Annotated in this window: 24 protein-coding genes; all 24 read left to right on the forward strand. The window is 46.2% G+C overall.

The features are described from left to right. The first annotated feature begins 1 nt into the window (after window position 1). The 24 genes from sdaAA to sucD all read left to right on the forward strand — a co-directional run bounded on the left by sdaAA (window position 2) and on the right by sucD (window position 24,226). Window positions 2-910, forward strand: coding sequence for an L-serine ammonia-lyase, iron-sulfur-dependent, subunit alpha (sdaAA, locus tag HDC33_RS04810; protein WP_179391364.1), 909 nt, complete (start codon window positions 2-4; stop codon window positions 908-910). Continuing rightward, complete coding sequence (gene recG / locus HDC33_RS04815; RefSeq protein WP_370457405.1) at window positions 891-2,939, forward strand: ATP-dependent DNA helicase RecG; 2,049 nt, start codon at window positions 891-893, stop codon at window positions 2,937-2,939. Before sdaAA ends, recG begins: the two co-directional genes overlap by 20 nt. A gap of 456 nt (window positions 2,940-3,395) precedes the next feature. Then, complete coding sequence (gene fapR / locus HDC33_RS04820) at window positions 3,396-3,980, forward strand: transcription factor FapR (RefSeq protein WP_179391365.1); 585 nt, start codon at window positions 3,396-3,398, stop codon at window positions 3,978-3,980. Then, window positions 3,977-4,969 carry a phosphate acyltransferase PlsX gene (gene plsX / locus HDC33_RS04825; RefSeq protein ID WP_179391366.1) on the forward strand — a complete coding sequence of 331 codons (993 nt, stop codon included), beginning with the start codon at window positions 3,977-3,979 and terminating at the stop codon, window positions 4,967-4,969. Before fapR ends, plsX begins: the two co-directional genes overlap by 4 nt. Next, window positions 4,966-5,910 carry an ACP S-malonyltransferase gene (fabD, locus tag HDC33_RS04830; protein ID WP_179391367.1) on the forward strand — a complete coding sequence of 315 codons (945 nt, stop codon included), beginning with the start codon at window positions 4,966-4,968 and terminating at the stop codon, window positions 5,908-5,910. Before plsX ends, fabD begins: the two co-directional genes overlap by 4 nt. Further along, window positions 5,910-6,656 (forward strand): 3-oxoacyl-[acyl-carrier-protein] reductase, encoded by a 747-nt coding sequence (fabG, locus tag HDC33_RS04835; protein ID WP_179391368.1) that lies wholly within the window; start codon window positions 5,910-5,912, stop codon window positions 6,654-6,656. Before fabD ends, fabG begins: the two co-directional genes overlap by 1 nt. A 291-nt stretch (window positions 6,657-6,947) precedes the next feature. Continuing rightward, the gene (locus HDC33_RS04840) at window positions 6,948-7,184 is read left to right on the forward strand and encodes an acyl carrier protein (protein WP_179391369.1); all 237 of its coding nucleotides are present in this window, start codon (window positions 6,948-6,950) and stop codon (window positions 7,182-7,184) included. Between the two features lie 147 nt (window positions 7,185-7,331). Continuing rightward, on the forward strand, window positions 7,332-8,099 hold the full coding sequence (gene rnc / locus HDC33_RS04845; RefSeq protein ID WP_179391370.1) for a ribonuclease III: 768 nt from the start codon (window positions 7,332-7,334) through the stop codon (window positions 8,097-8,099). 2 nt (window positions 8,100-8,101) lie between these two features. Continuing rightward, complete coding sequence (gene smc / locus HDC33_RS04850) at window positions 8,102-11,659, forward strand: chromosome segregation protein SMC (RefSeq protein ID WP_179391371.1); 3,558 nt, start codon at window positions 8,102-8,104, stop codon at window positions 11,657-11,659. Between the two features lie 15 nt (window positions 11,660-11,674). Beyond that, window positions 11,675-12,682, forward strand: a complete 1,008-nt coding sequence (gene ftsY / locus HDC33_RS04855) for a signal recognition particle-docking protein FtsY (protein ID WP_179391372.1) — start codon at window positions 11,675-11,677, stop codon at window positions 12,680-12,682. Between the two features lie 67 nt (window positions 12,683-12,749). Further along, on the forward strand, window positions 12,750-13,085 hold the full coding sequence (locus HDC33_RS04860; RefSeq protein WP_179391373.1) for a putative DNA-binding protein: 336 nt from the start codon (window positions 12,750-12,752) through the stop codon (window positions 13,083-13,085). Between the two features lie 12 nt (window positions 13,086-13,097). Next, window positions 13,098-14,453, forward strand: a complete 1,356-nt coding sequence (gene ffh, locus HDC33_RS04865; protein ID WP_179391374.1) for a signal recognition particle protein — start codon at window positions 13,098-13,100, stop codon at window positions 14,451-14,453. Between the two features lie 112 nt (window positions 14,454-14,565). Then, window positions 14,566-14,838: a 30S ribosomal protein S16 gene (rpsP, locus tag HDC33_RS04870; protein WP_179391375.1), complete on the forward strand. Its 273-nt coding sequence runs from the start codon at window positions 14,566-14,568 to the stop codon at window positions 14,836-14,838. 15 nt (window positions 14,839-14,853) lie between these two features. Beyond that, window positions 14,854-15,087, forward strand: a complete 234-nt coding sequence (locus HDC33_RS04875; protein WP_179391376.1) for a KH domain-containing protein — start codon at window positions 14,854-14,856, stop codon at window positions 15,085-15,087. 540 nt (window positions 15,088-15,627) lie between these two features. Then, window positions 15,628-16,143: a ribosome maturation factor RimM gene (gene rimM / locus HDC33_RS04880; RefSeq protein ID WP_218843163.1), complete on the forward strand. Its 516-nt coding sequence runs from the start codon at window positions 15,628-15,630 to the stop codon at window positions 16,141-16,143. Further along, window positions 16,143-16,880: a tRNA (guanosine(37)-N1)-methyltransferase TrmD gene (trmD, locus tag HDC33_RS04885; protein WP_179392630.1), complete on the forward strand. Its 738-nt coding sequence runs from the start codon at window positions 16,143-16,145 to the stop codon at window positions 16,878-16,880. The genes rimM and trmD overlap by 1 nt, the downstream gene beginning before the upstream one ends. A 134-nt stretch (window positions 16,881-17,014) precedes the next feature. Next, the gene (gene rplS / locus HDC33_RS04890) at window positions 17,015-17,359 is read left to right on the forward strand and encodes a 50S ribosomal protein L19 (protein ID WP_179391377.1); all 345 of its coding nucleotides are present in this window, start codon (window positions 17,015-17,017) and stop codon (window positions 17,357-17,359) included. Between the two features lie 99 nt (window positions 17,360-17,458). After that, window positions 17,459-18,019, forward strand: a complete 561-nt coding sequence (gene lepB, locus HDC33_RS04895) for a signal peptidase I (RefSeq protein WP_179391378.1) — start codon at window positions 17,459-17,461, stop codon at window positions 18,017-18,019. Window positions 18,020-18,036: 17 nt separating this feature from the next. Continuing rightward, entirely contained in the window at window positions 18,037-18,900 is an 864-nt protein-coding gene (ylqF, locus tag HDC33_RS04900; RefSeq protein WP_179391379.1) for a ribosome biogenesis GTPase YlqF, read from the forward strand. Window positions 18,901-19,023: 123 nt separating this feature from the next. Continuing rightward, a complete protein-coding gene (locus tag HDC33_RS04905) occupies window positions 19,024-19,815 on the forward strand; it encodes a ribonuclease HII (protein ID WP_370457406.1) in 792 nt (263 codons plus the stop codon). Next, on the forward strand, window positions 19,812-21,734 hold the full coding sequence (locus tag HDC33_RS04910; RefSeq protein WP_179391381.1) for a hypothetical protein: 1,923 nt from the start codon (window positions 19,812-19,814) through the stop codon (window positions 21,732-21,734). Before HDC33_RS04905 ends, HDC33_RS04910 begins: the two co-directional genes overlap by 4 nt. Then, window positions 21,731-22,018, forward strand: a complete 288-nt coding sequence (locus HDC33_RS04915; protein ID WP_179391382.1) for an EscU/YscU/HrcU family type III secretion system export apparatus switch protein — start codon at window positions 21,731-21,733, stop codon at window positions 22,016-22,018. Before HDC33_RS04910 ends, HDC33_RS04915 begins: the two co-directional genes overlap by 4 nt. 126 nt (window positions 22,019-22,144) lie before the next feature. Next, on the forward strand, window positions 22,145-23,305 hold the full coding sequence (sucC, locus tag HDC33_RS04920) for an ADP-forming succinate--CoA ligase subunit beta (protein WP_179391383.1): 1,161 nt from the start codon (window positions 22,145-22,147) through the stop codon (window positions 23,303-23,305). A gap of 18 nt (window positions 23,306-23,323) precedes the next feature. Then, window positions 23,324-24,226, forward strand: coding sequence for a succinate--CoA ligase subunit alpha (gene sucD, locus HDC33_RS04925; protein WP_179391384.1), 903 nt, complete (start codon window positions 23,324-23,326; stop codon window positions 24,224-24,226). The last annotated feature ends 34 nt before the right edge of the window (window positions 24,227-24,260 follow it).

Here is a 24,260-nt window from a genome sequence, read left to right on the forward strand (position 1 = left end):
GATGGATGTTTTATTCAGTAATGTTAAAGAGCTTGTTGCACTTGCAGAGTCACAAAATAAACCCATTTCAGAAATTATGATCGAACAGGAAGTACTCATCACCAAACGCTCGAGAGAAGAAGTTATCGCGCAGATGGATAACAATTTGACAGTGATGGAAAAAGCGGTGGAAAGAGGTCTTGAAGGTGTCCAATCAACTTCAGGTCTAACCGGCGGTGATGCGGTACTCATTCAAAAGTACATGGCAACGGGAAAATCCCTTTCGGGGGATATTATCATGGATGCCGTTAGTAAGGCGGTCGCTACGAACGAAGTGAACGCGGCGATGGGGACGATTTGTGCGACGCCGACAGCTGGTGCTGCGGGCATCGTGCCTGGAACTTTGTTCGCCGTCAAGAATAAATTGAATCCCACACGCGAACAAATGATTAATTACCTGTTTACGTCGGGGGCTTTCGGTTTTGTTGTTGCGAATAATGCGTCGATATCAGGTGCGGCGGGCGGTTGCCAAGCAGAAACGGGTTCGGCCGGTTCGATGGCGGCAGCTGCAATCGTCGAAATGGCGGGCGGGACACCGCAGCAAAGCGCGGAAGCATTTTCCATCGTCATGAAAAACATGCTTGGTCTCGTTTGCGATCCGGTTGCGGGGCTTGTCGAAGTGCCATGTGTGAAACGGAATGCAATGGGGGCCGCAAAAGCGCTTGTAGGAGCAGACATGGCGCTAGCAGGTGTGGTTAGCCGTATCCCGACGGATGAAGTGATTGAAGCGATGCATAAAATAGGACAGTCGATGCCTTCAGCATTACGGGAAACAGCAAAAGGCGGATTGGCAGCTACGCCGACTGGAAAAGCGCTCGAAGCAAAAATTTTCGGCAAGGATAAAGTGGATAGTGACACAGTTAAATCTTAATTCTGTCACGACAATAAAAGGGGTCGGAAAAGCAGCCGGTGAACAGTTTGAAGTGCTTGGAATCTCAACTCTTCAAGATCTATTCATGACGTTCCCGTATCGGCATGAAGATTTCAGGTTGAAAGATTTGACCGAAACTCCTCATAATGAACGAGTCACGATTGAAGGAAGGGTCGAAAGCGAGCCTTCCGTTCTTTTTTTAGGGAAAAACAGATCTCGTCTACAAATCCGTCTTCTTGCCGGGAGGCATCTCGTGAAGGCGGTTTTTTTTAATCAGCATTATTTAAAAGATCGCCTGTCACTTGGGACGATTGTCACCGTGACAGGAAAATGGGACCGCGGACGGCAAGTGATCAATGTGAGCAACTTCAAAGATGGTCCAAAAACGGAACAAGCCGATTTTGAACCGGTGTACAGCTTAAAAGGTGTGATGCATCAGAAGACGTTTCGCCGTTTCATGCGCAATGCATTGGATACAGCTGTTGGTCAGCATGTGGAATCCCTTCCTGCAGACGTTCTTGAACTGTATCGCTTGCCGGGAATCGGAAATGCCCTTGAGATGATTCATTTTCCAACAAGCCCGAATGATGTAAAACAGGCTAGAAGACGCTTTGTCTATGAAGAACTGCTTTTGTTTCAACTGAAGATGCTTGGTATGAAAAAAGCGCGGAAAGAAGCGGAAAAGGGCGTTGTCATCGATTATGACCTTGCCAAGGTGAAAAATTTCATTTCAGCATTGCCATTCGAATTGACGGGGGCTCAAAAGCGGGTTGTCAATGAATTATGTGCGGAGCTGAAAAGCCCGACTCGGATGAACCGTCTCCTTCAAGGGGATGTGGGATCCGGGAAGACGGTCGTAGCGGCAATCGCTTTATATGCCGCCATCACTGCGGGTTATCAAGGAGCCCTAATGGCACCTACGGAAATCCTGGCCGAACAGCATGCCATAACGCTCGCTGAGTGGCTCGAACCTCACGGTGTTACCGTTGCATTCCTCGCTGGTTCGACGAAAACGAAGGCAAGGAAAAACTTGCTAGAGAAACTGGAATCGGGTGAAGTTGATCTACTTATCGGGACACATGCACTGATTCAGCCAGATGTCATCTTCAAAAATCCAGGCTTGGTCATTACTGATGAACAGCACCGGTTCGGCGTCGAACAGCGCCGTGTTCTACGGGATAAAGGGTTGAATCCGGATGTATTGTTCATGACCGCAACCCCGATTCCGCGTACACTAGCCATCACTGCATTCGGGGAAATGGATGTATCTATCCTTGATGAGTTACCGGCGGGCAGGAAAGAAATTGAAACGCATTGGCTGAAAGAAGATTCCCTCCTCCCGGTTTTGCGGAAGATGGAAAAAGAATTGGGTGCAGGACGTCAAGCGTATGTCATTTGTCCGTTAATCGAGGAATCCGATAAATTGGATGTTCAGAACGCAGTAGATGTCCACAGTCAGCTATCTACTCATTTCAGCGGTAAATATACAGTCGGCCTTATGCATGGCCGTCTTCATTCAGATGATAAAGATGCCATTATGCGTGATTTTAGTGACGGAAAAATCGACGTTCTCGTCTCGACGACTGTCGTGGAAGTGGGGGTCAACGTGCCAAACGCGACGTTTATGCTCATATATGACGCCACGCGTTTCGGACTTGCCCAGCTCCATCAACTTAGAGGGCGGGTAGGTCGTGGCGCTGAGCAATCATATTGCGTCCTCCTAGCAGATCCGAAAACGGAAGAGGGTAAAGAACGGATGCAAACGATGACGGAAACGAATGACGGTTTTGTGCTAGCGGAAAAGGACCTTGAGCTAAGGGGGGCCGGTGACTTTTTCGGGAAAAAGCAAAGCGGGTTACCTGAATTTAAAGTGGCCGATCCCGTTCATGATTACAGGGCGCTTGAAACAGCGAGGAAAGACGCGGAGAGATTGTTGGAATCACGTCATTTCTGGGAAGATCCCGAATACGGCATACTTCGGTCACATCTTGAACAGTCGGGCGCTCTCAGTGGTGATCGAATCGATTGAGGAAATTCGGAAGACCACGTTTCTTAAAACGACGCCTTCCGAATTTCTGAAAATCACTGAAAAACCTATTTCTTAAGTCCTGTTAATAAAACTGGATATCGCCTTCCTTATCCATATGAAGGCGACTCCGCATTCCTATGCTGTCTAGCTCCAGGCGTCAGCCCCTCGAGTCGCTTCAGACCATAGGATAAAAGGCAAAGGGCGCCTTTTTCCTATGGTCTTCCAGCGCTTTTCGGGGCTAAACGACGCCTTCCGCATTTCTATGCTGTCCAGCTCCGACTCCCAGATGCTCGGGTCATAAGGTGCTTCAGCTGTGCGGCAAAGAGCGCCGCTTCGCCGAATCATCTTATACCTGTCGCATCTAAACGGTCGTCTCCGCATTTCTATGCTTGCATTCTTTTTTCTATGTTTATATACTGTTATTAGTACCAAGTGCTAATCCGGAAGGTGAAACGATTGAGAATGCCTAAAAAGGAAAGGCAACGACTGCTTGGAAAGTTGCTAAAACAAAATCCGTTTCTGACAGACGAAGAGCTGTCGGAACATTTTACTGTAAGTGTCCAAACGATAAGGTTGGACAGGCTTGAGCATGGAATTCCCGAACTGCGGGAACGGTTGAAAACGGTTGCGACCCGGACGATGAAGGAAGAAGTGAAATCCCTTCATTCCGATGAAGTCTTTGGAGACATCATCGATATGGAACTCGATGAAAGGGCATTGTCGATATTCGATGTGACTGAAGACCATGTCTTCCAGCGAAATGGGATAGCGCGCGGGCATCATCTTTTTGCCCAAGCAAACTCGCTTGCTGTCGCTGTTATGAATGATGACCTTGCTTTGACCGCGAAGTCGGCCATCGACTTTCTGAAACCGGTGAAGGCGGGGGACAGAGTGGTTGCACGTGCGGAAGTGAAGAAAGAGAGTCTTGGAGAGAAGCGGACATTGGTCGTGGTCGTGTCAACTGTCAATGACGAAACGGTATTCACGGGCGAATTTCACATGTACCGAACGACTGATAGGAAGCAGGGGGAAATGAAATGATCATTGCAGTAGATGGAATGGGTGGAGATCATGCGCCTGGTCAAATTATTGCGGGTGCACTTGAAAGTCTCAACGAATTCGATGATATTAACATACATATTTATGGTGATGAACAGACGATGGCACCATTTTTAAGAGAACATGCCCGTCTGAAAGTCATTCATTGCACGGAGAAAATAGAACCTGATGATGAACCGGTTCGTGCTATCCGCAGAAAAAAAGATGCGTCGATGGTGAGGATGGCTCAAGCGGTTAAAGATGGAGAGGCTTCTGCCTGTGTATCTGCAGGTAACACAGGTGCACTTATGGCGGCGGGCTTGTTCATAGTAGGACGAATCAATGGGATTGAACGACCTGCACTGGCGCCGACTCTTCCTACAATTGATGGTAAAGGGTTCGTCATGCTGGACCTAGGAGCAAATGCGGATGCGAAACCCTCTCACCTTGAACAATATGCGGTTATGGGAAGCATCTACGCAGAAAAGGTGAGGGGTCTCGAAAACCCTCGCGTCGGTTTATTGAACATCGGAACGGAAGAAGGAAAAGGGAACGAATTGACGAAAGCTGCTTTTGAGTTACTCTCAAAAGCGCCCATCAATTTTATCGGGAACGTCGAATCGCGTGATTTGTTAATGGGTGTGGCGGACGTCGTCATAACAGACGGCTTCACGGGTAATATGGTTCTTAAAACGATTGAAGGGACAGCATCCGCTTTCTTCTCGATGTTAAAAGAAGTATATGGCGCTTCATTAAAATCAAAATTATCTGCGGCACTTGTGAAAGATGATTTGCGTGGATTGAAAAACAAAATGGACTATTCGGAGTATGGCGGAGCGGGTTTATTCGGCTTGAATTCACCCGTTATTAAAGCACATGGTTCATCAAACGCGAATGCTATATTGAATGCTGTTCGTCAAGCAAGGACGATGGTGCAGTACGACGTTTGCGGCACAATCCGTGAAACGGTAGGAAAGGTGGAAACTCAATGACGAAAGTGGCATTCATTTTCCCGGGGCAAGGCTCACAATCAGTCGGGATGGGAAAAGAGTTCGTAGAAACGCAAGTTGAAAGTATGAAGTTCTTGGAACAGGCGGACCGTGTACTTGATTTACAACTTAGCAAACTGATTCTGGAAGGACCGCAAGATGAACTGACGCTAACATACAATGCACAGCCTGCTCTTCTCACTGTCGGCTCATTGATTGCATCGCGTTTGGTCGAAGAAGGCATTACGCCTACTTATACTGCAGGACATAGTCTCGGTGAATATACTGCGCTCGTCGCTTCAGGTGTTATGTCATTTGAAGATGGTGTTTCAGTGGTTCATAAGCGCGGATTGTATATGAACGAAGCGGTGCCTGCTGGTGAAGGGGCGATGGCGGCAATACTTGGACTTGATGGTCAAAAGCTGAAGGAAGTGACGGATGCCATTACAGCAGATGGTTTTGCCGTCCAACCGGCCAATTTGAACTGTCCCGGCCAAATTGTCATTTCAGGAACAAAAGCTGGCGTCGAGAAGGCATGTATCCAATTGAAAGAAGCTGGAGCGAAAAGAGCGATTCCGCTTGATGTCAGTGGACCGTTTCATTCTTCACTAATGAAACCTGCTGCAGACAAACTTCGTGCAACACTTGATGGAGTGGAGATGGAAGATGCGTCCATTCCGGTTATTGCGAATGTGAATGCTTCAGTCGTAAACGATCGTGACGACATAAAAGAGTTGCTCGTTGAACAACTGTATTCTCCTGTCTTATGGGAAGATTCTGTCCGTATGCTACTGGAGCTCGGCGTAACGCACTTTATTGAGTGCGGTCCAGGAAAAGTGTTGAGCGGTCTTGTTAAAAAGATAGACCGGAGCGTCACGGTACTACCGGTCTATGATGAAGAAACATTACAAACTGTGATCGAAGCTTCGAAAGGGTGGTCGTAATGGGCAGATTTGAAGGGAAATCAGCAATCGTAACAGGGGCGTCGCGTGGAATTGGCCGTGAAATTGCACTGCTTCTTGGTAAAGAAGGGGCGCGTGTTGCGGTAAATTATAGTGGCAGTAAAGATAAGGCGGATGAAGTCGTTTCGCTAATTACGGAATCTGGCGGAGAAGCATTCGCTATCCAGGCTGACGTATCCAATGCTGAAAGTGTTAAAAATATGGTCGACAAAACGTTAGAAGCTTTTGGCAGGATTGATATCCTTGTCAATAATGCGGGTATTACGAGAGATAATTTGCTCATGCGCATGAAAGAAGACGAGTGGGACGATGTCGTTAATATCAACTTAAAAGGCGTATTTTTATGCACGAAAGGTGTCACGAGGCAAATGATGAGACAACGTGAAGGAAGAATCGTCAACGTTGCATCGATTGTCGGAGTGTCAGGAAATCCTGGACAAGCAAACTATGTCGCTGCAAAAGCCGGTGTCATCGGTTTTACAAAGACTGCCGCAAAAGAGCTGGCATCACGCAATATAAATGTTAACGCGGTTGCGCCAGGGTTTATTACGACCGATATGACGGATGCGCTGAGTGAACAAGTTAAGGGGCAAATGTTATCGGGAATACCACTTGGCAAGCTCGGAAGTCCTGAAGATGTAGCGCGTACCGTTCTATTTCTTTTATCGGAGGACGCTGCTTATATTACGGGTCAGACGATTCATGTCGATGGCGGTATGGTAATGTAATAGAGGTTGATCGAACATCCAGCGCCTAGAGGCTCGGGTCATAAGCCGATCCAGCTAGGAAGGATTGAATTGCATCCTTCCCGAGCACAGTACGTTGCTCTGCTGGCCTGTCTTATGCCTGTCGCCTCTAAGCAGGCGCTTCCACATTTCTTTAATGTCCATTTCCAGGCGTCAGATGCTCGGTCATAAGCCGGCTCGACCATGCGGCAAAGAACGCCGCAAGGACAATCCGTCTTATGTCTGCCGCATCTAGACGACGCCTTCCACATTTCTTGAGAGGAGGTGACAAATTTGTCAACAGTACTTGACCGTGTAACAAAAGTGATTGTCGATCGCCTTGGCGTCGATGAAAGTGAAGTTAAAATGGAAGCTTCTTTCCGTGATGATCTCGGCGCAGATTCATTGGACGTCGTTGAACTTGTAATGGAATTAGAAGATGAATTCGAAATGGAAATTTCCGATGATGACGCTGAAAAGATTGCAACTGTCGGAGACGCAGTTTCGCATATCGAGAAAAAAGTGAACTAATGGATATTCCGGTTGAGACTCTTTCATCCTTTCTGCTTTGGAAAGGATTGAAAGCGTCTCTTTTCGGTTTTATCGCAAACACTTTTGCACTGTGGCGTTGAAAAGGGTAAAATTATATGCACTATGTACTGAAAGGCAGAATCGATAATGACTAATACAAACAATTATAAAGGAAAACATGCAAACGCGTCTTTACCGGCGGCAGTTCGAATCAAGTTTGATGAATTACAAAAAGAGTTGAACATCACTTTCAAAAATATTTCACTGCTGTACAATGCATTCACACATTCATCTTATGTGAATGAGCATCGGAGAAAAAACTTTACGGATAATGAAAGACTTGAATTCTTGGGCGACGCAGTGCTTGAGCTTGGTGTATCTCGGTTCCTTTATTCTACTGAGCCTGACATGAGCGAAGGAGAACTAACGAAACTTAGAGCGGCGATTGTCTGCGAACCTTCACTCGTGAAATTTTCCAATGAACTTGGCTTCGGCCGTTTCATCCTTCTTGGGAAAGGTGAGGAACAGACAGGTGGACGGATGCGCCCTGCACTTCTTGCTGACGTGTTTGAGGCCTTTATAGGTGCCCTTTACATAGACCAAGGGATGGAAGCTGTAATACCATTCTTGGAACAAGTCGTTTTCCCGAAAATCAGTATCGGTGCTTTTTCGCATGTGATGGATTATAAAAGCCGTCTGCAGGAAATAATCCAGCAGACGAACAGCGGTCAACTGCAGTACGAAATCATTGAAGAAAAAGGTCCTGCTCATGCGAAAAACTTCGTGACTGTCGTTAAACTGGGCGATGAGCAGCTTGGAACAGGTCTTGGGAAATCGAAAAAAGAGGCAGAGCAGGAAGCAGCCCGCCATGCAATTCAAGATTTAAGCAGTCGGCAGGCTGAAGGAGAGATTTAATCGTGTTTTTAAAAAGGTTGGAAATTAAGGGATTTAAATCGTTTGCTGAACGAATCGCAATCGATTTTGTCCCGGGCGTAACGGCAGTGGTCGGCCCGAATGGAAGCGGAAAAAGTAATATCACAGATGCCATCCGCTGGGTTTTAGGTGAGCAGTCTGCAAAATCGCTCAGGGGCGCGAAAATGGAAGATGTCATTTTTGTGGGAAGTGATTCACGAAAATCGCTTAACTTTGCAGAAGTGACCCTTATTCTTGATAATAGTAAAGGTCTTTTTCCACTTGATTACACTGAAATTAGTGTCAGCAGGCGTGTTTTTCGTTCAGGGGAAAGCGCTTATCTGTTAAATGGTCAACAATGCCGGTTGAAAGATATCAATGACGTGTTTATGGATTCCGGACTTGGCAAGGAAGCTTTTTCAATTATTTCACAAGGTCGGGTAGATGAAATTCTGAATAGCCGTCCTGAAGACAGACGAAGTATTTTTGATGAGGCTGCTGGGGTTCTTAAATACAGAACTAGAAAAAAGAAGGCGGAACAAAAACTTTTTGAAACGGAAGACAATCTGGATCGTGTACTAGATATATTGAAAGAGCTGGATTCAAGAATCGAACCGTTAAGAGAAAGCGCAGAAGCGGCACAAAAACATAAAGTGCTTTCGGAAGAAACGCGTGAAGCAGATGTTTCGTTGCTGACCTATGATGCAAGTAATCTACGCGTAGAAATTCTCGGAAAATCAGATGAAGCCGAAAGATATTCAGAAAAGAAGGAACAACTCGAAGCTGAATCGAAAATTGCTGAAGAAGCTTCGGCGGCAGCGAAGAAAGAACTTACAATCATGGATGAACAACTGGAAACACTGCAAAGAAAACTCGTAGTGGCGAGTGCAGAGACGGAAAAGTGGGAAGGAAGACGACTTTTATCACTTGAGAAACGTCGTAATGCAGACCAACAGTTTGAGAGAGCCCGATTTGATCTTATCACTACCGAAAAAGAGAAGGCGGGCCTTTCAGAAAAACTCGGTAAAGCCCGAAAAAAACTGAAACAGTTGGTAACGGAACATGAAAAAACAAGCTTCGAGATGGATGGCATTTCTCAAATTCTGAAACGTTCAGTTAAAGAGACGGAAAAAGAAATTGATGAATTGAAATCGACCTATATCGACCGGCTAAACGAAGAGGCGACAATTCGCAACGATTTGAAGCATGCGGAGGAGCGTCTCGCAGGTGAAAAAAATTCATCCGAAAAAATCTTACAGCAGAGATCAGTCCAGAAAGCACGCCTTGCAAAACTGACGGAAGAAAAAAAAGAAAAAACGAAAACGTTATCCACTTTAAAACAGAAATCAACGGCAGCGGATTCAGCCTCCAGAAAATTGGCGATGGAATTGCATCATGCTGAAGAAGCACTTAATTTACAGCAGGAAGTTATGCAAAAAGCGCTCAATAAGCAACATGAGATGCACGGACGGGTGCGTGCGCTTGAAAGTATGGAAGCGGACTTTTCTGGTTTTTATTCAGGTGTAAAAGAGATTCTTGTTGCAAAAAAATCCGGTAAGTTAAAAGGGATTGACGGTGCAGTAGCGGAACTCATATCCGTCGAAAAAGACTATATTAAAGCGGTGGAAACAGCGCTTGGCGGCGCGATGCAACATATTGTGACCTCGACTGAATCAGAAGCTCGCAAGGCAATTGCTTATTTGAAAGTGAAGAATGCCGGACGGGCGACTTTCCTGCCCAGGGATGTAATGAAATCAAGGAAGCTCCAACCAGCTTCGCTTCGTTCAGTTGAACAGCATCCCGAATACATAGGGACCGCTGATCGTCTAGTACAGAGTGATGTTGAGTATTCGATTATCACGGAAAACTTACTTGGCAATACAATCGTTGCAAAAACACTCGCTGGAGCTTCGGCAATTGCAAAAGCGCTTGGCTATCGTTTCCGTGTCGTGACGCTGGATGGCGATATTGTGAATGCCGGTGGTTCCCTTACAGGGGGCGGTGTCAAAGGGCAGGCCTCGGTCTTTACAAGAAAAGCGGAACTTGAAACGTTGCAAAAGCAAGTAACCCGAATGGCCGAATCAATCAATTCCGCAGGAAAGAAAATCGGCGATACGAAAATGACCGTCGCGGAGAAAATGCATGAAGCAAATCTGTCACGTAAATTGACCGATAGCTTACAACTCGATATTGCGACAGCGGAATCCGGCATTCGCGAAATCGATATGTCCATCAAGGCTGTTGAAGCAGAAATTGCTTTGACCGAGATGGGAAGACGCGGTGCCGAAAATGCTGGTTCGGAGTTGCTGGAGAAGAAAGCTGCATTACAAGAAAATCATGCACGCGTGAAGAGTGAACTGGAAACAATCCAATTGGAAGTAGAGACGCTTGAACGCCTTGCTGCGGATCGACGGAACGAAGAAGCCGCATTGACAACCCGATTCAATGAATTACGGGAGCGTATCGCAGTTTTACGTGAACAGAAGGCACACCAGCAAACTTCCATCGTGGAAATGGAACGTGCCTTCACACAAACCGAGCAGAAATGGACTGCATTACAGGAAGAAGTGCAGTATTTCACGGGAAGTGAAAATGGCGGGGAATTGACTGCTGAACAAATTGCAGAGGAAATCGGAAAAGCGACTGCTGAAAAAAGTTCGATTGAAAAAGCGATTACAGCAAGCAGGAAAACCCGTACGGATCTGGCAGCTCTTCTTGAAGAGAAAAGCACGTTGCTACGCGAGTTGAGAGGTAGTGCCGGACAAGTCATTTCTGCGTTGAATGCAGTATCCGTCTCGCTATCACGTTTGGAAGTAAAATACGAAGCTGTCACCCAACGGTTGTTGGAGGAATATGGATTATATCCCGATCGGATGGTGGCGGAAGATTTTGATGAAGTTCGCACAAGGGAAAAAGTCGAATCGTTGAAACGCCAATTGGCCGCATTAGGACCCATCAACCCTGGGGCAATTGCGGAGTTCGAAGAGGTATCCGAGCGTCATATCTTCCTGAGCGAACAGCGCAATGATCTGCTTGAAGCGAAGAATACACTCCACGAAGCGATGTCTGAGATGGATACCGAGATGACCGCGCGTTTTTCAATGACGTTCAACGCTGTCCAGAACCGTTTCCAGCATGTGTTTAAAGAAATGTTCGGGGGAGGGGATGCGGATCTTATCCTTACTGAACCTGATAATCTCCTAGAAACAGGGGTTGAAATTGTAGCGCGTCCGCCCGGGAAGAAATTACAGAATTTAAGCCTGCTATCGGGCGGCGAACGTGCGTTGACAGCAATTGCGTTGTTGTTTTCAATTATCGAAGTGCGGCCGGTGCCGTTTTGTATTCTCGATGAAGTCGAAGCCGCACTCGACGAAGCGAATGTCATACGCTACAGTAAATACTTGAAGAAGTTTTCGGAGAAGACGCAATTCATCGTGATTACGCATCGGAAAGGAACGATGGAAGGCGCCGATGTGCTATACGGAATAACGATGCAGGAATCAGGTGTGTCAAAAGTTATTTCCGTCAAACTTTCAGAAGTGCCAGAAGAAGCTATTATGTAAAGGAGTGACTAATAGATGTCATTTTTCAAAAAACTGAAAGAAAAGATTACAGGCACGAACGAAGCTGTAACAGAGAAGTTCAAAGAAGGGTTATCAAAAACCCGTAATCAATTCACAACTAAAGTGAATGACCTTGTGGCGCGTTTCAGGGAGATCGACGAAGAATTCTTCGAGGAATTGGAGGAGTTATTGTTACAGGCGGATGTCGGATATGAAACTGTTATGGAACTTATCGATTTGCTCAAGGTCGAAGTGCAACGGAAAAACATTAAAGATACAGCGGGCATCCAATCGGTCATTTCCGAAAAATTAGTAGAAATCTACCAAGCGGGAGAAGAAATCGACAGCAGCCTGAATGTCCAAGAAGACGGTTTGACCGTCGTGCTGATGGTTGGAGTCAATGGCGTCGGTAAGACAACGACAATCGGGAAGTTGGCGTCCCGTCTTATGGCTGAAGGCAAGACGGTCATGCTTGCAGCTGGTGATACGTTCCGTGCCGGGGCGATTGACCAGCTTGTTGTCTGGGGTGAACGTGCAGGGGTTGAAGTAATCCGCCAATCGGAGGGATCCGATCCTGCCGCTGTCATGTATGACGCAATCCGGGCCGCAAAAAATCGCAAAGTGGATGTCCTCATCTGTGATACAGCGGGAAGGCTTCAAAACAAAGTGAACTTAATGAATGAGCTTCAGAAAGTGCACCGGGTCATCAGCAAAGAAGTCGAAGGAGCACCGCATGAAGTGTTGCTGGCGCTCGATGCAACGACAGGTCAAAATGCACTTGTGCAAGCACAGACATTCAAAGAAGCTACGAACGTTACAGGAATCGTCTTAACGAAGCTAGATGGCACAGCAAAAGGCGGAATCGTGCTTGCCATCCGGAAAAAGTTGAACATCCCTGTTAAATTCGTCGGCCTCGGCGAAGGTGTGGATGATCTGCAGCCATTTGACCCCGAGAAATATGTCTATGGGCTTTTTGCGGATGGATTGGAACAGGAAAGTGAAAATGACGCTACAGACAAGTAAAATAGCTTGACAGTACTCTGTCGTCATATTATGATGGCTGAGGAAGACAAGCGGGGAGGCGGAGCCTATGACGCTTGCAAAAACGACACGCATCAACTTCCTCTTCGATTTTTATCAGTCGCTTTTGACCGATAAACAGAGACTTTATATGCAGCTTTATTATTTGGAAGATCTTTCACTCGGTGAGATTGCGGGGGAATACGGCGTTTCACGTCAGGCTGTCTATGATAATGTTCGCCGGACTGAAGCAATGCTCGAAGACTATGAGATGAAGTTGAATTTATTTACGAAATTCCAGAAACGAGCAGAAATTGTGGATTCCCTTGAGCGGCTCGTAACCGATGATGTTAAAAACTCGGAAACAATCAGGGAATTATTACTCGCAATAAAAGATAATGAGTAGGAGGCTCTGTGCATGGCATTTGAAGGATTAGCCCAGCGCCTGCAAGGGACGCTACAGAAAATCAGGGGCAAAGGTAAAATCGACGAAGCTGACGTCAAGGAGATGATGCGTGAAGTACGTTTCGCGCTTATCGAGGCCGACGTCAACTTGAAAGTTGTGAAAGAGTTTGTCAAAACGGTAAGTGAACGCGCCGTAGGCCAAGACGTTATGAAAAGTCTAACACCCGGCCAGCAAGTCGTCAAAATCGTTAAAGATGAACTGACGAACCTGATGGGCGGCGAACAGAACCCCATCCAGTTTGCAAGGAAGTCGCCGACCGTCATCATGATGGTCGGTCTGCAAGGTGCGGGGAAAACGACGACCACCGGTAAATTGGCGAGCGTTCTTCGGAAACGGCACAATAAAAAGCCGCTTCTTGTTGCGGCGGACGTTTACAGACCGGCTGCGATTCAGCAATTGGAGACGCTTGGGAAGCAGTTGACGATGCCTGTATTCGCGCTTGGAACTGATATCTCACCTGTCGAAATTGTTCGCAAGGCAATGGAAGAGGCGGAGAAAGAACATCACGATGTCGTTATCATCGATACTGCGGGCAGGCTGCATGTCGACGAAGAACTGATGCAGGAACTGAAAGATATCCGGGATCTCAGCACTCCGGACGAAGTGTTCCTTGTCGTCGATGCGATGACAGGGCAGGATGCGGTGAATGTCGCTAAAAACTTCGACGATACTGTGGGCATCACGGGCGTCGTCTTGACGAAACTGGACGGGGATACCCGAGGCGGGGCTGCACTTTCCATCCGCGCCGTTACAGAAAAGCCGATTAAGTTCGTCGGGATGGGCGAGAAGATGGATGCACTTGAACCGTTCCACCCGGAGCGTATGGCTTCCCGTATTCTTGGCATGGGCGATGTGATGTCTCTCATCGAAAAAGCTCAAGAAAACGTCGATGAAGAGAAAACGAAGGAACTTGAACAAAAATTCCGGACGCAATCATTCACACTCGATGACTTCCTAGATCAACTTCAGCAGGTCAAGAAGATGGGGCCGCTCGACGAACTATTGAAAATGATGCCGGGCGCCAATAAAATCAAAGGACTCGAGAATGCCAAAGTCGATGAGGGGCAGATGGGACGTGTGGAAGCTGTCATTCAATCGATGACGACAGCGGAGCGCAATACACCCGACATCATCAATGCAAATCGTCGCAAGCGGATTGCAAAAGGCTCAGGTACGTCAATACAAGAGGTGAATCGTCTCTTGAAGCAATTCGAAGATATGAAAAAAATGTTTAAACAAATGTCAGGCATGCAACAAAAAGGCAAAAAGAAAATGAAGATGCCCGGACTAGATTCGTTTTTCAAATGAAAACCGGGATTTTCGAAAGAATTTCAAGGTGTTAAGAAAAAACACTTTACAAACAACAAAAAGCTTGATAATATACTATCTTGTGTGAAACTATTCGGAGGTGCAAGTAAAAATGTCAGTAAAAATTCGTCTTAAACGTATGGGAGCAAAGAAAACTCCTTTCTATCGTATTGTTGTCGCGGACTCACGTTCACCACGTGACGGCCGTCAAATCGAAACGGTTGGTACTTACAACCCGCTTACAAAACCAGCTGAAGTGAAGATCGATGAAGAGCTAGCTCTTAAATGGCTTCAGAACGGTGCTAAACCTTCTGATACAGTCCGTAACCTGTTTTCCGACAAAGGCATCATGGAAAAACACCATAACGCTAAACTCGGTAAATAATCAGGAGGGGTGCCCATGAAGCAGCTGATTGAAACAATTGTCAAACCGTTAGTCGATTATCCCGGAGATGTCCGGGTAGCAATGGATGAGCATGATAATCGTGTCATCTATAAACTATCTGTAAATCCCGAAGATATGGGAAAAGTTATCGGAAAGCAAGGGCGTGTGGCGAAAGCGATACGAACTATTGTTTATTCAGCAGCAGGCAGTCACCACGGCAAAAAGGTTTATATCGATATTATAGATTGATGCAGAAAAGGAGGGAGCCTAATGTTCCTTCCTTTTTTGTCTATATAAGTCGAACAAATGAATATCTATATAAACTGAGCGAAGGCACCATTCAGTGCCAATTGCTATCACAATTCGAAGGACGTGAATTGTGTCAGCAACTGGACACCGGGTAGCTGAAGCCCTAAGATTGGAGGCAGAGCTGCCCGGCTTAGGGGCCAACTGATAATCCTTCATATTTAAACCCTGTAAGTAAATCCTCCGTAATATCGGGGGATAGCCCGCCAGTTATTTGAATCCCCAGTATCGATGAAATAGGTACCATCAATATATCAAGAAAAACCAGCGAAGGCGCCTTAAAGGGGTAGACGGAGCCATAAGACTGACGACGAAGTTGTCCGGCTTATGGCGGAAGGCATCCCCAAGCGCCGAAGCGTGTATTATGGTCAAACCTTCTTCGATTCTATAATGACGGAAGGCTTATCCAAGCGTATTTGTAGAAAACTTTACTTCAAATTATCTATAAGTTATTATTTTTTCATATAAAGGATGGTGTGAATTATGCAATGGTTCAACGTTGGTACAATTGTCAATACACACGGAATCCGTGGAGAAGTCCGTGTCATATCACGTACCCATTTCCCGGAAGAACGCTATACGGTCGGCAATAAGCTTGCCCTGTTCATGCCGGATAGTAAAACACCTATTTACTTGACGGTGGCAAGTCACAGGCAGCATAAGAACTTTGATTTATTGACGTTTGAAAATCATCCGAATCTTAACGACGTCGAAAAGTATCGCAACGGTATTTTTAAAATAGCGGAAAACGAACTTGGCGATCTGGATGAAAATGAGTTCTATTATCACGAAATCATCGGTTGTACAGTAGTCACTACTGAAGGAGCCGATATCGGGAAAGTGACGGAAATCCTTGAAACCGGTGCGAATGACGTTTGGACGGTAACGCCTGAAAAAGGCAAGCCGCACTATATTCCGTATATCGAAGACATAGTCAAGGAAATCGATGTAGATAGTAAAAAAATTATCATCGATCCAATGGAAGGGCTTCTTTCATGATGAAAATCGATGTCTTATCACTGTTTCCGGAAATGTTCGAAGGTGTTCTTCATTCTTCGATCATGAAAAAAGCGCAAGCGAACGGTGCAGTATCGTTTGGTGTAACCGATTTCCGTGACTATTCTACAAACAAGCATCATAAAGTCGACGATTATCCGTACGGTGGAGGAGCAGGCATGGTGCTTAAACCGGAGCCTCTTTTCGCCGCTGTCGAAGCAATATCCGGAGGGATGGAAAAAAAACCGCGAGTCATTCTTATGTGTCCTCAAGGAGAACGGTTTACGCAAAAAAAAGCGGAGGAACTTTCCGCTGAAGAGCATGTTGTCTTCATATGCGGTCACTATGAGGGATACGACGAGCGCATACGCCAACATCTTGTCACGGACGAGTTATCCATCGGCGATTTCGTTCTGACGGGCGGAGAGATTGCTGCGATGGCTGTAATCGATAGTGTCGTCAGGCTCTTGCCGAATGTCCTGGGCAATTCGGATTCCCCAGTGCTCGATTCGTTTTCGACGGGATTGCTCGAACATCCGCAATATACGCGTCCTTCCGATTTTAACGGAATGGAAGTACCGCCTGTGCTTTTGTCGGGCAACCATGCGGAAATCGATAAATGGCGCGAAGAGCAATCACTCCTCCGGACATTCGAACGGAGAAAAGACTTGCTAGAAGACGCGCCGCTCACAGATCATCAGCGAAAATTTCTTAACCAATTAAAACAACAAAAAAAATAGCCTGATTTTCTTGCGTCGACTTGTCCTTTGTGATACTATCTTGTATGTACTTCTATGTTAAGTACATACTTACTGGTGTTCCGCTGCAAAGGCAGGAAGTGCAAGAGCATCTGTGGATAGGGAGAGGTTAAATTATGCAACATATCATTTCAGAAATCACAAAAGATCAGCTTCGTGCAGATCATCCATCATTCCGTGCAGGAGATACTGTTCGTTTGCACGTTAAAATCGTAGAGGGAACGCGTGAGCGTATCCAGCTATTTGAAGGAATTGTTATCAAACGTCGTGGAGGCGGAATCAGTGAAACTTTCACAGTCCGCAAAATTTCCAACGGTGTTGGTGTTGAACGTACATTCCCTGTACACACACCGAAAATCACTCTACTTGAAGTAACACGCCGTGGTAAAGTACGCCGTGCGAAGTTGTACTATCTTCGCAGCCTGCGCGGAAAAGCTGCTCGTATCAAAGAACTTCGATAAGCAAAAAATGCAGGAGGCCCGCAAATGGCCTCCTTTCTTTTTGCCTCAAAATTGAATAGACTGTACAATAAAGAAAGACGTATGCAGGAGGCTCAGCCGATGAATGAAGAGAAGAAGAAAAGAAATGAAACGTGGGAATGGGCGAAGGCACTTTTAATCGCATTCGGACTTGCGGCGATCATCCGAATTTTCCTATTTACACCGATTGTTGTCGATGGAGTATCAATGATGCCGACACTTGAGAATGGTGACAGAATGATTGTGAATAAAATCGGATACACGATTGGGGAACCGAACCGGTTTGATATTGTTGTATTCCATGCGCCCGAAGAAAAAGATTACATAAAAAGGGTGATCGGACTTCCGGGCGACGAAGTGGAGTATCGGGATGACGTTTTATACATTAATGGAAAACCGTACGAAGAACCCTATCTCGATCAATACAAGGCGGAAGTTGTGGACAGTCCACTGACTGAAGACTTCACCCTCGAGGAGAAAATTGGAAGTACAACAGTCCCGGCGGATCATATATTTGTCATGGGGGACAACAGAAGAAAAAGCAAGGACTCCAGACATATTGGGGCCGTTGCAATCGATGAAATCATCGGCAGTACTAAAATCGTCTTCTGGCCGATCAAAGATTTCGGGATTATCAAGTAACAAGAGGAGCTTACAACATGACAATTCAATGGTTTCCCGGACATATGGCAAAAGCGCGACGGGAAGTAACCGAAAAGTTGAAGCTTGTAGACATCGTTTTTGAGTTAATCGATGCCAGGCTTCCGCTATCTTCCAGAAATCCGATGATTGACGAAGTCATCCATCAAAAACCGAGACTTCTTATTCTGAATAAGATGGACCTTGCGGATGAAACGGAAACGGCCCGCTGGATCCGCTATTTTGAAACACGTGGAATGCGTGCGGTTGCCATCAATTCATTTGAAGGAAAAGGGCTTCAGATCGTAATAAAAGCTGCAAAAGAGATTTTAGAACCGAAATTAGAAAGAATGCGTAAAAGAGGCATCCGTCCAGGTGCGATGCGGGCAATGATTGTTGGCATTCCGAACGTCGGAAAATCGACGCTTATCAATCGTCTGGCGAAGAAGAATATTGCCAAAACAGGCAACACACCGGGCGTTACCAAAGCCCAGCAATGGATTAAATACGAAAAAGAGCTTGAACTCCTTGATACGCCGGGTATTTTATGGCCTAAATTCGAGGACAAGGATGTCGGCTTTAAGCTTGCGCTGACGGGCGCTATCAAAGATACTATCGTCAACATGGAAGACTTGGCAGTATACGGTCTTCGTTTCTTGGAAGCGAATTATCCTGACCGACTTTCGGATAGATATGGGTTGGCAACTATCGGCGATGAAATTCTCCCTATTTTCGAACAGATCGGTGCACGCCGTAAAGTGTATACGACAGGTGGAGAAGTCGATCATGACAAAGTGGCTGAGCTGATTGTCCGGGATATTCGAAACGAATACCTTGGAAAACTGACTTTCGACTTCACAGCCCAACAACCGCAACAAGAGTAGGCCGATGCCGGCACGGAATTTTTCCGCGGCAATCGGCCTTTTCTTTTATGCGGGTCAAAAAGTGACAACAGCAACCGATATAATAAACAAGAAATGAGTCGATAAATCGTCTGTTACTGGAAGGTGATTACATTGAAAACGATTAAAGAAATTACGGGACGGTTAAAGACCGTTGAAGAACCGGAACAGTGGATGGAAGAACTCGCATTGGACCCGAGAATAGGTGTGAAAAATGCGCTTAACCGTTGGAAACGACAGTACGACAAAAGAAAAGCTGTGGAACAGAACCACTTTGCGAAGGAAGCCTTTGACGTGTCGTTTGCGCCGTTTGAAGGAGCTATGATTGCTGGGGTCGACGAAGCGGGCAGAGGGCCATTGGCGGGTCCTGTGGTCACCTCAGCGGTTATTTTACCGCGAGAAACTCCGGAGCTCACCGGTCTGGATGATTCAAAGGCTGTGCCGAAAGCTGAAAGGGAGCGACTTGCGGAAAAAATCCGCAACGTCGCAATCGCTTATTCAACACATATCCAATCGGCTCATGCCATCGACGATATGAATATTTATGCTGCGACAAGGGATTCGATGGAGAAGGCGATAAGGGGGCTTGCAGTCAAGCCTGATTTCGTCATTGCAGATGCAATGGAACTAAAGACTGAATGTCCAACAGAATCTGTTATAAAGGGGGATGCAAAGAGCTTGGCGATTGCGGCGGCTTCAATCATCGCAAAGACGACACGTGACGCGATCATGGACGAATTACATAACGACTTTCCTATGTATAATTTCAAGAGGAATGCAGGATACGGAACGGCCGAGCATGTCCTAGCGCTTCAGACACATGGACCGAGCGAGCACCACCGCACAAGTTTCGAACCTGTCAAATCCATGATGAAAGATAGGAGGGGGGATAAGTGAGCTTTCCGACTACAGGAGCAGTGAGCAGCCAGGCTGCAGCAGGCATTGCCCAGAACAGGCCGCTTGTACTGAATGAAGGCCAGTTGTTCCACGGACAGATTAAACAACTTTTTCCGGGACAAATGGCTGAAGTGCAAATAGGCGGACAACGGCTGTTCGCGAAACTGGAAGTTCCGATGAAGGCCGGCGACTCCTATTATTTTCAGGTAAGTTCAGTAAAGCCCGAATTACAGTTGAAGATTATTTCGGGACCGCTTCAGTCTAATGAAGGACAGGTCCGCCAGCTAAGTGGTCTTATGGATGCGATGCAATTGCCGAAAACGCAGGAAATGCAATCACTTCTTACGTTCGTCATGAAAAACAGGATTCCGATCACGCGGGAAGGCCTGCTGGAAGCGGAAACGATAATGAAGGGTGTTTCGCCCGCCGCGCGGATTGAAGCGCTTGCGTCGATCCAAAAAATGATTGAGCTGAAATTGCCGCTCACAAAAAGTAATTTCCAGTCACTAGTAGGCGTCGAAACGAAAGAAGGGTTGCATACCGTTCTGACATCTCTTAAAAGTGCCTTGGCTATGGATGACAAGGTCATGCCGCATGTCAAGGATACAATCCTATCTGCTCTTGAGAAGGTGGATAAACCGTTCATACAGGCGACAGGAGGGGCTCTTCTGGGGCAATCCCTTCTAACATTACTCGACGGCAGTGAACCGCCGGAAACCCGATTCGCGACATTGCAACTATTGAAAAGTGCAGCTGTTTTACCGGAACGGAGCTCTCTAGCAAACCTCCAGCAAATGCTGGCTTCGCTTCTGACAACGGACAGCACGATTCGCCCGGCAGCTTCTGCCCCAACGCCACAGCAAAACGTACCTGTTGGACAGCAGCTATTGTGGGCACTTAAACAGGTTGGAGATGCTCCTCAAGGGCAGATGAAAGTACCATTGGAAAATGTAAAAGCACTGATTTCATCCGATACGGGGATGAATACACAGCAAAAAATTGCGCTTACAGAAATCGTCAATCGTGTTCCAGTCATGCAACCGGCTACTGATTCAACCACGAAGTTCATACAGGAATTCACCCAGGCATACACACGGATTGCTGCTTCCAATGCCGTTACAGCACCATTTCAACTCACTACTTCAGCTGAAGGACCAATAGAACGATTGCTCACTGTACTTGGTCAGCATGGAACGGACAAGCTGGAGATGCTCATGCGGACGGCGGAGCGTTCCGACAATTCAACTATCCAACAAGCGGTGCGAACAGCTGAAGCCGTTGTGTCTAAAATGATTGACGGGACAGCTGTAAAAGATGCTTTTCAGACGGTCATTCGCTCGTTTGGGCTTAATTATGAAGCGGGGCTGCTTGGTAAAGAAACTGATTTCGGACGACTTGCGGAAACATTAAAGCCACAGTTGCTTACGCTCATGCATAATCCTTCTATATCCCCAGCCCTACGTGAGGCGGCAGAAACTGTCGTCATGAGGATGAACGGCCCGCTGTTGCAGTCGGGGGAGAATGGCGCCCAACATCAATTAGTCATGCAAGTTCCACTTGAGTTTTTCGGAAAGCGTATCGATGCGACATTGCATTGGAACAGTCGGATGAAAGAGGACGGGAAAATGGACTCCGGATTCGCTAGGATTCTCTTTTATCTTGATCTTGAATCGATTAAGAATACAGTCATTGATATGCAAGTACAGAACCGGATTGTCTCGGTTACTGTCTTTAATGCTGATGAAACGCTTAAGATAATTGGAGACCCGCTCCAGCAAAGATTGAAAGAAGGACTTGAGTCGACCGGCTACAAACTGTCGGGCGTCTTCTTCAAAAATTTCAAGGAAGAAGATGGAAATGCGGCTAAACGGAAAAACTTCCCGAAAACCGACAGGGCAGGAGTTGACTTCCGCGTATGAAGAATGAACTGCACGTTCGAAAAGAAGCTGTTGCCCTTTCGTATGAACCGTTTTCGGAGGGGGCACCGAAAGTAGTCGCGAAAGGAAAAGGGAAAATCGCCGAAAATATATTGGAAAAGGCGAAAGCGAATAATATCCCGATACAGGAGGATCCCAGTCTGGTTGAAATTTTAGGTCAATTGAACATCAATGAATCGATTCCGGAAGAATTATACAAAGCGGTTTCGGAAGTTTTTGCATATATTTACCAGATCGACCGCGAACATGGAGGGAAAAGAATGTAACGACTTCCCCCTAAATTCGACAAATGTCTACATTCAGCAATCAATTGTGGACAATGTTTGACATCTTTACTACAATGGATGAGGCAGTAAATTAAAAGAGTTAGAAGTTCGATTGGAGGATGTAAGATGAATATCCATGAATATCAAGGTAAACAGTTGCTTAGAGAATATGGTGTAGCTGTTTCTAACGGTCTTGTTGCTTTCTCTCCTGAGGAAGCGGTAAAAGCTGCAAAGGAACTAGGTACGGACATCATCGTTGTTAAAGCACAAATCCACGCGGGTGGCCGTGGTAAAGCAGGCGGTGTCAAGATTGCAAAAAATCTTGATGAAGTTCGCGCTTATGCGGAGGAATTGATCGGCAAAACACTTGTGACTCATCAAACAGGTCCTGAGGGCAAAGAAATCAAACGTCTTCTTATCGAAGAAGGTTCTGATATCAAGAAAGAATACTATCTTGGACTTGTTCTCGACAGTGCAACAGACCGTGTAACACTTATGGGTTCTGAAGAAGGCGGAATGGATATCGAGGAAGTTGCAGAAGCAACGCCTGAAAAGATATTCAAAGAAGTCATCGACCCGGTTGTTGGTTTGACTGGATTCCAGGCACGCCGTATGGCATTCTACATGAACATCCCTACACATCTTGTCAACAAAGCAGCGAAATTCATGCTTGGACTTTATCAAGTATTCGTAGAAAAAGACGCATCTATTGTTGAAATCAACCCGCTAGTGGTAACGGCTGGGGACGATGTACTTGCGCTTGACGCGAAGTTCAACTTTGACGACAGTGCACTATACCGTCATAAAGACATCCAAGAACTTCGTGATTTTGACGAAGAGGATCCAAAAGAAATCGAAGCTTCGAAGTATGACCTAAGCTATATTTCCCTCGATGGAAGTATCGGCTGTATGGTTAACGGCGCAGGTCTTGCGATGGCTACAATGGATACTATCAACTACTACGGTGGATCACCTGCCAACTTCCTTGACGTTGGTGGCAGCGCGACAGCTGAAAAAGTTACTGAAGCATTCAAAATCATCCTTTCTGATAAAAACGTCAAAGGGATTTTCGTCAACATTTTCGGCGGGATTATGAAGTGTGACGTAATTGCTGAAGGCGTTATAATTGCATCAAAAGAAGTAGGTCTACAAGTGCCACTTGTCGTTCGTTTGGAAGGTACAAATGTCGATAAAGGTAAAGCACTATTGAATGAATCAGGATTGAACATCATCGCTGCTGATACAATGGCAGACGGTGCGAAAAAGATTGTAGAACTCGTAGGTTAAGAAAGGCAGGGACAAACGATGAGTATTTTTATTAACAAAGATACAAAAGTTATCGTACAAGGAATCACAGGTGCTACAGCACTTTTCCATACAGAACAAATGCTTGAGTACGGAACGAAAATTGTTGGCGGAGTTACACCTGGTAAAGGCGGAACGGAAGCGGCGGGTGTTCCTGTTTTCAACACGGTTGAAGAAGCTGTAAAAGCGACAGGCGCAAACGTTTCGGTTATTTATGTTCCGGCTCCATTCGCAGCAGACGCGATCATGGAAGCAGTAGATGCAGACCTTGATATGACGATCTGTATTACTGAACATATTCCGGTACTTGATATGGTAAAAGTGAAGCGTTACATGGAAGGCAAGAAAACACGTCTTGTCGGTCCGAACTGCCCGGGTGTCATCACGGCGGACGAATGTAAAATCGGCATCATGCCTGGCTACATCCATACAAAAGGACATGTCGGCGTCGTTTCACGTTCAGGTACACTGACGTATGAAGCCACTCACCAATTAAGCCAAGCAGGCATCGGTCAAACGACTGCTGTCGGTATTGGTGGAGACCCGGTAAACGGTACAAACTTCATCGATGTTCTTAAAGAATTCAACGAAGATCCTGAGACATACGCTGTCGTTATGATCGGTGAAATCGGCGGAACTGCTGAAGAAGAAGCTGCTGCATGGATCCAAGCGAACATGACGAAGCCTGTTGTCGGCTTCATCGGCGGGCAAACAGCTCCAGAAGGAAAACGTATGGGCCATGCTGGTGCCATCATTTCCGGCGGTAAAGGAACAGCTGCAGAGAAAATCAAAGCGCTAAATGCTGCTGGTGTTGAAGTTGCAGACACTCCTTCTGTCATCGGGGAAACGTTAATTAAAGTTATTAAAGAAAAAGGTCTGTACGAAAAGTGTAAAACACATTAATATGGGAGATGCAGCGTGTATTTTCATGCGCTGC

This window comes from Sporosarcina sp. JAI121, from assembly GCF_013408665.1.
Taxonomy (GTDB): domain Bacteria; phylum Bacillota; class Bacilli; order Bacillales_A; family Planococcaceae; genus Sporosarcina.

Bases quoted from the DNA above. Each gene is read 5' to 3' on its own strand.
- sdaAA (WP_179391364.1), top strand. From the start codon at position 2: ATGGATGTTTTATTCAGTAATGTTAAAGAGCTTGTTGCACTTGCAGAG.
- plsX (WP_179391366.1), top strand. From the start codon at position 3,977: ATGATCATTGCAGTAGATGGAATGGGTGGAGATCATGCGCCTGGTCAA.
- fabD (WP_179391367.1), top strand. From the start codon at position 4,966: ATGACGAAAGTGGCATTCATTTTCCCGGGGCAAGGCTCACAATCAGTC.
- fabG (WP_179391368.1), top strand. From the start codon at position 5,910: ATGGGCAGATTTGAAGGGAAATCAGCAATCGTAACAGGGGCGTCGCGT.
- rnc (WP_179391370.1), top strand. From the start codon at position 7,332: ATGACTAATACAAACAATTATAAAGGAAAACATGCAAACGCGTCTTTA.
- ftsY (WP_179391372.1), top strand. From the start codon at position 11,675: ATGTCATTTTTCAAAAAACTGAAAGAAAAGATTACAGGCACGAACGAA.
- HDC33_RS04860 (WP_179391373.1), top strand. From the start codon at position 12,750: ATGACGCTTGCAAAAACGACACGCATCAACTTCCTCTTCGATTTTTAT.
- ffh (WP_179391374.1), top strand. From the start codon at position 13,098: ATGGCATTTGAAGGATTAGCCCAGCGCCTGCAAGGGACGCTACAGAAA.
- rpsP (WP_179391375.1), top strand. From the start codon at position 14,566: ATGTCAGTAAAAATTCGTCTTAAACGTATGGGAGCAAAGAAAACTCCT.
- HDC33_RS04875 (WP_179391376.1), top strand. From the start codon at position 14,854: ATGAAGCAGCTGATTGAAACAATTGTCAAACCGTTAGTCGATTATCCC.
- rimM (WP_218843163.1), top strand. From the start codon at position 15,628: ATGCAATGGTTCAACGTTGGTACAATTGTCAATACACACGGAATCCGT.
- trmD (WP_179392630.1), top strand. From the start codon at position 16,143: ATGAAAATCGATGTCTTATCACTGTTTCCGGAAATGTTCGAAGGTGTT.
- rplS (WP_179391377.1), top strand. From the start codon at position 17,015: ATGCAACATATCATTTCAGAAATCACAAAAGATCAGCTTCGTGCAGAT.
- lepB (WP_179391378.1), top strand. From the start codon at position 17,459: ATGAATGAAGAGAAGAAGAAAAGAAATGAAACGTGGGAATGGGCGAAG.
- ylqF (WP_179391379.1), top strand. From the start codon at position 18,037: ATGACAATTCAATGGTTTCCCGGACATATGGCAAAAGCGCGACGGGAA.
- HDC33_RS04915 (WP_179391382.1), top strand. From the start codon at position 21,731: ATGAAGAATGAACTGCACGTTCGAAAAGAAGCTGTTGCCCTTTCGTAT.
- sucC (WP_179391383.1), top strand. From the start codon at position 22,145: ATGAATATCCATGAATATCAAGGTAAACAGTTGCTTAGAGAATATGGT.
- sucD (WP_179391384.1), top strand. From the start codon at position 23,324: ATGAGTATTTTTATTAACAAAGATACAAAAGTTATCGTACAAGGAATC.